The organism is Thiobacillus denitrificans DSM 12475 (genome assembly GCF_000376425.1).
Taxonomy (GTDB): Bacteria; Pseudomonadota; Gammaproteobacteria; order Burkholderiales; family Thiobacillaceae; genus Thiobacillus; species Thiobacillus denitrificans.
Genome location: NZ_AQWL01000026.1, coordinates 1 through 6701 on the forward strand (window position 1 = coordinate 1; position 6701 = coordinate 6701).

At 60.9% G+C, this 6701-nt stretch carries 5 protein-coding genes; 4 read left to right on the top strand and 1 reads right to left on the bottom strand.

Features of this window, described 5'->3' with window-relative positions:
• From B059_RS0118200 to B059_RS20610, 3 genes are all read left to right on the top strand, one after another.
• The coding region (locus B059_RS0118200; RefSeq protein WP_026177642.1) for an RHS repeat-associated core domain-containing protein at positions 1-2025 on the top strand (2025 nt) is incomplete at its 5' end.
• A gap of 17 nt (positions 2026-2042) precedes the next feature.
• Positions 2043-2681, top strand: coding sequence for an SMI1/KNR4 family protein (locus B059_RS0118205; RefSeq protein WP_157273828.1), 639 nt, complete (start codon positions 2043-2045; stop codon positions 2679-2681).
• Positions 2678-2848, top strand: a complete 171-nt coding sequence (locus B059_RS20610; protein WP_419184838.1) for a hypothetical protein — start codon at positions 2678-2680, stop codon at positions 2846-2848. Before B059_RS0118205 ends, B059_RS20610 begins: the two co-directional genes overlap by 4 nt.
• A gap of 170 nt (positions 2849-3018) precedes the next feature.
• On the opposite strand, the gene B059_RS0118210 is transcribed toward B059_RS20610, so the two are convergent.
• On the bottom strand, positions 3019-3918 hold the full coding sequence (locus B059_RS0118210; RefSeq protein ID WP_081601703.1) for an integrase core domain-containing protein: 900 nt from the start codon (positions 3916-3918) through the stop codon (positions 3019-3021).
• A gap of 111 nt (positions 3919-4029) precedes the next feature.
• Between B059_RS0118210 and B059_RS0118220 the strand changes: the two genes are divergently transcribed.
• The coding region (locus tag B059_RS0118220; protein ID WP_018079656.1) for a DUF6531 domain-containing protein at positions 4030-6701 on the top strand (2672 nt) is incomplete at its 3' end.

Consider the following 6701-nt stretch of genomic DNA (forward strand, 5'->3'; position numbering starts at 1 on the left):
CTGAACGAGGTGACCCGCCTCACCTACGACAAAGCCAACCGCCCGACCCGCGCCGATTACCTCAAGGACAACAGCGCCGAGACCTTCGGCTACGACCCCGCAGGGAATCTGAATGCCGCCGCCAACGGATCGGTCAGCTACGCCTTCACCTGGGATCGCCTCAACCGCCTGATCCAGAAAACCGACGGCCGCGGCAAGAACCTGTCCTTCACCTACGACAAGGTCGGCAACATCCTCACCAAGACCACCTACCAGGGCAGCACCACCAGCTACACCTACAACGCCGCCAACCGCCTGACGATGCTGCGGAACCCCGACTACACCCAGGTCGATTACCAGTACGACCCGGCGGGGCGGCTGCTCTCCAAAGTGACGGCCAACGGCGCGCGCCTGACGCAGCAGTTCGATGCCAACGGCTGGCAGACACGCCTCACGCAGTACGATGCGGCCAACTCACTCATCTCGGATACCAGCTACACGCGGGACCGCACCGGCAACATCCTCACCAGCGTGGACGGCAGCGGCGCCACCACCTACGCCTACGACCCCCTCTATCGCCTGAAGACCGCCGACTATCCCGGCACGGCCAACGACGAACTCTTCACCTGGGACAAGGCGGGCAACCGCAAGACGGCAACGAAAGGCAGCCTGACGGCGAACGCCAACACCCGTTACTACAACTACACGACGGGAACCAACCGGCTGCTGGACATCCGCATTGGATCAACGACGGGAACAGTGGAAAGCAGCTTCACCCACGACTTCGAAGGCCGGCTCACCGGCCAGACCGGCGTCGGCGCCAAGACGCTGACGTGGGACGCCAAGGGGCGGGTCAAGACCGTGGGTGCGGAAACCTACAGCTACGATCCGATGGACTACCGCATCGGCCGCTCGGGCGGAGGCCTGGGCAGCCTCGACTACTTCCTCGAAGGCGAGCATCTGGAATCGGTGTACTCGGGGACGAACCTGTACGCGAAGTATTTCCGGGGATCGAGCACGGACGAACTGGTGGCGGGCTATCTGTACGACACCGATGCCAAGCTGAAACCCTTCCTGTTCCATCACGACAATGTGACCAGCGTCAGCCAGGTCTCGGGGCATAACGGGGGGACGCTGCAATCAACGACCTTCGGCGCGTTCGGCAGCACGCAGAGCACGACGGGAACGAGCCCGAACCGGTTGAAATACACCGGGCGGGAAGATGACGGGACGGGGCTGTATTACTACCGGGCAAGGTATTACGACCCTGTCATCGGGCGCTTCGTCAGCGAAGACCCGTTGGGGTTTCAAGCCGGGATCAACTTCTTCGCCTATGTCTCAAACAATCCGGTCAATGCGAATGATCCGAGTGGGTTGGCTGGTGTTCTCACGGGAGCGCGAGTCTTCTTAAGGGAAAGCGCCGAGTATCTGGGACTAAAAGCATCCATCGCCACCGCCCGAAACCGTGCAACGAATGCAGCTTGGGCAATGGAGCAAAACCTGCTTAAGAATGATTTCAAAGGCACTGTCAATTGGTCGCCCGCACAGCAAAGTGAACTCCTCACCACCGGAAAAGTAGCCGGATTCGCGCCGCATCACATCAACAGCGTCGCCGATTTCCCGCACATGGCTGGCAATCCGGACAACATCAAATTTGTGGACAATCACCTTGCTACGCACGGCGGAAACTACCAGAATTCGACCAGCGGATCGCTCATCGACCGCACGGCGGGCGGCCAATTGCCGCGTATTCGGGACACCAGCGGCTACAGCATCAAAGGAGCTTTGTTGAGTGCGGGTGCCGCCGCGCTCAGCACGGCAGCCGATGCGGCGCAAGCATTTGAAATGATTGATCCATGGTCTTACATATTTGGCATTGGGAACGCGGGTGGAGCGGGCGACATGACACCCCAACGAAATAGCGGCAGCGTTTCATGGCAACAAATCTATGATAATGGCTCCCCCGTTGGAGGGGCAGCGGGCGGCTTCCTGCTATATCCAAACAAGTCCAATACCAACATGATGCGATCTGTGTATAGCAAATGACCCAAACGGCGGACTATATGAAGGGCATCGTCGATGAGTTGATGGCGCTCGATTCGGAAGGATCGAGGACACTGCCTAATGGCACTCGTCTGATTTGTCGACGTAAGCCGGGGGATCTGCAATATTTGCACTGTATCCACGGCTCACTTGACGCAAGCGATATTGCGATTCTTGAGCAACAAATAGGCCGACAGCTGCCTCCTGCGCTGCGCGACTTTTACTTGCAGGCGAATGGTCTCTATCTCTTCGCTGATTCGCTGTCGATAGGCGGGTTGAGGACTGACTACTCACGCAAGGCTGACGATTCCGCGTGGCAGCCTGTCAGCTTGGAATACGGCAACACGCTGGATCGCGCCCCGGAGATTCCATCTAGCTGGATTGCGTTTGGCTTTTACCCTGCCGATCCTGGGGCGGATGTGAGTTATGACGAAGCAGGCGGACGTATTTTAGCCACACCGCGTTACAAAGCAGCACCGATTCTTTATCAATGGACCTCGCTGGCCGAAATGCTCCTGAGCGAAGTCGAGAGGCTGTCTGCTTTGTATCGGATGAAGGGTGGCGAACTCACCCGCTTCAATCCATTCAAGCCGCCTTGGGAAGAACCAGAGTCACCGACGCCGAATCCCACACCACAAGATTCGAATACGACGAAATGAACCGCCGCACCGCCGTCATCGACGCCACCGGCTACCGCACCGAAACCAAATACAGCCTGCGCGGCGACGTGGTGGCGGTGTCCCGTCCGCCTGTCCCGTCCACGTGTCCGCAAAGCGTTTCCGGCTCCCGGTACACCGGGTTTTCTTGCTGTTTAACCGCCCGGTAATTTCCGTGTTATCTCCGCTTCATCGAAGCCGCTTCGTCCTTTCTTATTTCCGTCATCCCGGCATTAACTCGAAGCCGTTTTCGTTATCCGCGTACCGCGTAAGCGCGCCTCACCCCGGACAGTCGATTTTTGTCCGTCCGTTGCTTCCGCATCCCCTGCTGCGCATCGCCTCATCGTCGCAAATAGTAGCCCTGCAAAAGACCGTCCCACGCCTCGAACCAGGTTTCACTTTTGTGTTTGACGGCGAAAGGATTTACCCCCGCCCACGCTTCCGCAGGTGTTGCACCGCCAAGATGCTGATGCGCTCGAACGTGGTTGTACCAGAACTGGAATTCTCCGAGTGACCCCTGCAACGCCTCGAACCCAACCACCTCCCACTGATCGAGCTTCCGCTTCAACGTCCCGAACAAGCGTTCGATGCGTCCGTTCTGCCACGGACAACCCGGATCGCTGCGCTGATGGCGAATCCCGGCAAGCGCGAGCACGAAGCGAAACACGCGGCTGGTGAAACACGCTTCGTTATCCGTTCGCAGCGCACGCGGTTTGCCGTATTGCCCGATTGCCAGAAACAGGTGCCCGAGCAAAGTCCACGAACCTTTGTCCGGCAACGCCGCCAGTGTGAGCAAGCCACGGCTACCGTGGTCGAGCAAACCCAGAATCATGTGCAGGTTTCCCGCCGCATCCGTCTTGCCCGTCATGTCCATCGCCCACACGAGATTGCGCGGCAGGGCAGGCGGCACGCGATGCTTGATCCTGCGTCGTTCCACTTCGATCTCGTAACGGTGCTTGCGAACGGTGTCCGCCACGAACGATTTACCCACTGTCGCCCGCCTCTTGAAATCGGCATGGCACGCGAAACGACGGTTGAAGCTGTCCGCGATCATGCGACATCCCGCGTCCGGCATCAGCGCCTTCAATCGAACGATTTCCCGCACGACCCAGGACGGCTTGGCCTGCGTCCGGCAGTGGGCAATTGGGGGCGAACGGCGGCGACCGCTTCGCCGATTCTTCGCGCCCCGCGCGAACCACGCGCTGGCACGAATCCAGAGCCACGCCAACAGCATCAACATCGCATCGACCCGCCGCAAAATTCCGCAGCCTGCCAGCCCCGCATGACAAGCGCTGTCATATGCGTCCGTTATTCTGCCCGCTTGTCTTCTCTCTTCTCCAGACCGCCATCGATGTTTCGCACCGCCATCAACTGGCTGATACTGCTGCTTCTGTTCACCAGCGCCGTTCCCGCCCTGGCCGGCGGCTATGTCGATGGCGCCACCGTCCTCAACCCCGCCCAGTCCATCAACACCGGCGGCGTGTCCGTGCTGCCCACCTTCAACAACGACCAGTTCAACGACCAGGTTCTAGTTGGCGCGGTGCACAACGACCCGGTACGCACGCCGTCCACCGCCGACCCCATCTCGACCGTGTCCGGCAACAACTACCACGACGAAACCGACTTCGTCATTCGCGGCCGCAATGGCTTGAACCTCGTCTTCACCCGCACCTACAACAGCGCGCCGAGCAGTACCTCTGTGGACCGCGGCCTGGGCTACGGCTGGACCCATTCCTATCTGATGCAGCTCAAGTCCAACGACTTCGGCGACTGCCCCAACTGCACCTCGGCGCAGAAGCCCGAGAACGCCAACAGCAAAACCAGCTCCGTCACCTACACCGACGAGCGCGGTGGCGAGCAGGCCTACCTGGTCGACGAAACCAGCTATGCCGTCACCGCGCCCAAGGGCGTCTACGACACCCTGACGCTCGACAGCCCGGCTGCGGGGCAGCACACTTTGGTCTTCCGCAACGGCGTGAAGTACATCTTCGAAGTGCCAAGCGGCAGCCTCAAGACCACGCCCAACCTCGTCGCCCGCCTCAAATACATCGACAACGCCTGGGGTGACCGCCTGACGCTCGCCTACGATACCAACGGCCGTCTGTCCACCCTCACCGACAACCTCGGCATCGCCACCCGCACCGGCCTCACCTTCACTTACGACACCAACGGCCGCCTCAAGGATGTGTCCGACTGGACGGCGCGCAAGTGGAGCTTCGTCTACGATGCCACCGGCAACCTGCAAACCCGCACCAACCCGCTCGCCGAGGCACTGACCTACGCCTACGACGCCCCCCGGCACCTGCTCACGGAAGTCGTCCAGCCTCTTGCCCGCGACGGCCAGCCGGTGAAGACCGTCTTCAAGTACTACCAGAACGGCCGCGCCTTCCAGCAGACCAACAGTCTCAATCAGGGCGACACCCTCGACTACGATCTCTACCGCAAGTCCACCCGCGTCACCGACGCACGGAACGGGATCAGGGAGTACTTCTACGACGACAACGGCCGCATGACCCAGCTCAGGGAGCCCGACGGCGGCGTGCTGCTGTTCGAGAACCAGGGGGACGCCATCCGCAGCAAGAAATACGACGCGCTGGGCTACGCCACCACCTACAGCTACCGCGCCGACAAGGCCTTCACCGGCGCCTCTGACGCCAGCGGCAACGTCACCCGCGAGCAGGATGCTTTGAGCCGTACCGTTGACTACACCTACGGCCCGCTCGACCAAGTCGCCACCGTCAAGGACAAGCGCGGCGCCGTCACCACCACGACCTATGCCGCCAGCACGTCCGGCTGCGACTACACGAACCGCCCGAAGGAAACCCGTATCAGCGCCTTGTCGGGCAGCGCCAACGTGCTCTTGGCCAGCCAGTGCTGGAACAGCGACGCCACCCTGAATTACAGCCGCCAGTATCTCGACGCCACCCGCTACCGTGAAACCCGCCTGACCTATGTAACCGGCAGCGGCGGCCTCAACGTATCCCAGCAACAGATCGTCGGCATGCCGTCCGGGACAAGCGTCACCCAGACCTTCACCTACGACAGCCTTGGCCGCAAAAAGACCGAGACCCTCAAGCGCCGCACCAGCCCCACTGACGCCACGCTGATCGACCTCACCACCAGCTACGACTACGACGTTCTGGATCGCGTGACCAAGATGACCGACAGCCTCGGCAACGAAGTCGTCAACAACTTCGACGCCAACGGCCAGCTCTGGAAAGTGACGCATCGCTATAAAAAGCCCGACGCCACCTTCGACGTGCGCGACATCGTCACCCGCACGTTCGACGCCGCCGACCGGGTCAAGACTGAGACCGATGCCGAAGGCAGCGTCACAACCTATATCTACGACGAAGCCGGCAACGTCATCGCCGTCACAGACGCCGAGAACCACATCACAAGATTCGAATACGACCCCATGAACCGCAGGACGGCCGTGGTCGACGCCACCGGCTACCGCACCGAAACGAAATATAGCCTGCGTGGCGACGTGGTGGCGCTGACCAACGCCAACGACGAAACTGTCAAGTTCGAGGTTGATGCCCTGGGCCGCAAGACCGCAGCCATCGATCCGCTGGGATTCCGCAGCGAATTCATCTACGACGAGAACGGCAACCTCACCTGCACCCTCGACGCCAACGCCCAGGCGGGCTTGCAGCCGAAGAACAGCCAGACCCCGGCCTGCAGCGAAACCCGGCAATACGACGAACTCAACCGGTTGACGAAGATCATCGACGCCGACAACGGCGAGACCGTCTTCACCTACGACCTCGCGGGCAACCGCCTGACCGTCAAGGACGCCGAGAACAAGACCTGGTCCTTCGCCTACGACGACCTTGGACGGCTGACCAGCGAGACCGACCACAGCGCCAAGACCATCGCCTACAAACCCGACGAAGCCGGCAATGTCTACGAGAAAACCAACCGCCTGAACGAGGTGACCCGCCTCACCTACGACAAAGCCAACCGCCCGACCCGCGCCGATTACCTCAAGGACAACAGCGCCGAGACCTTCGGCTACGA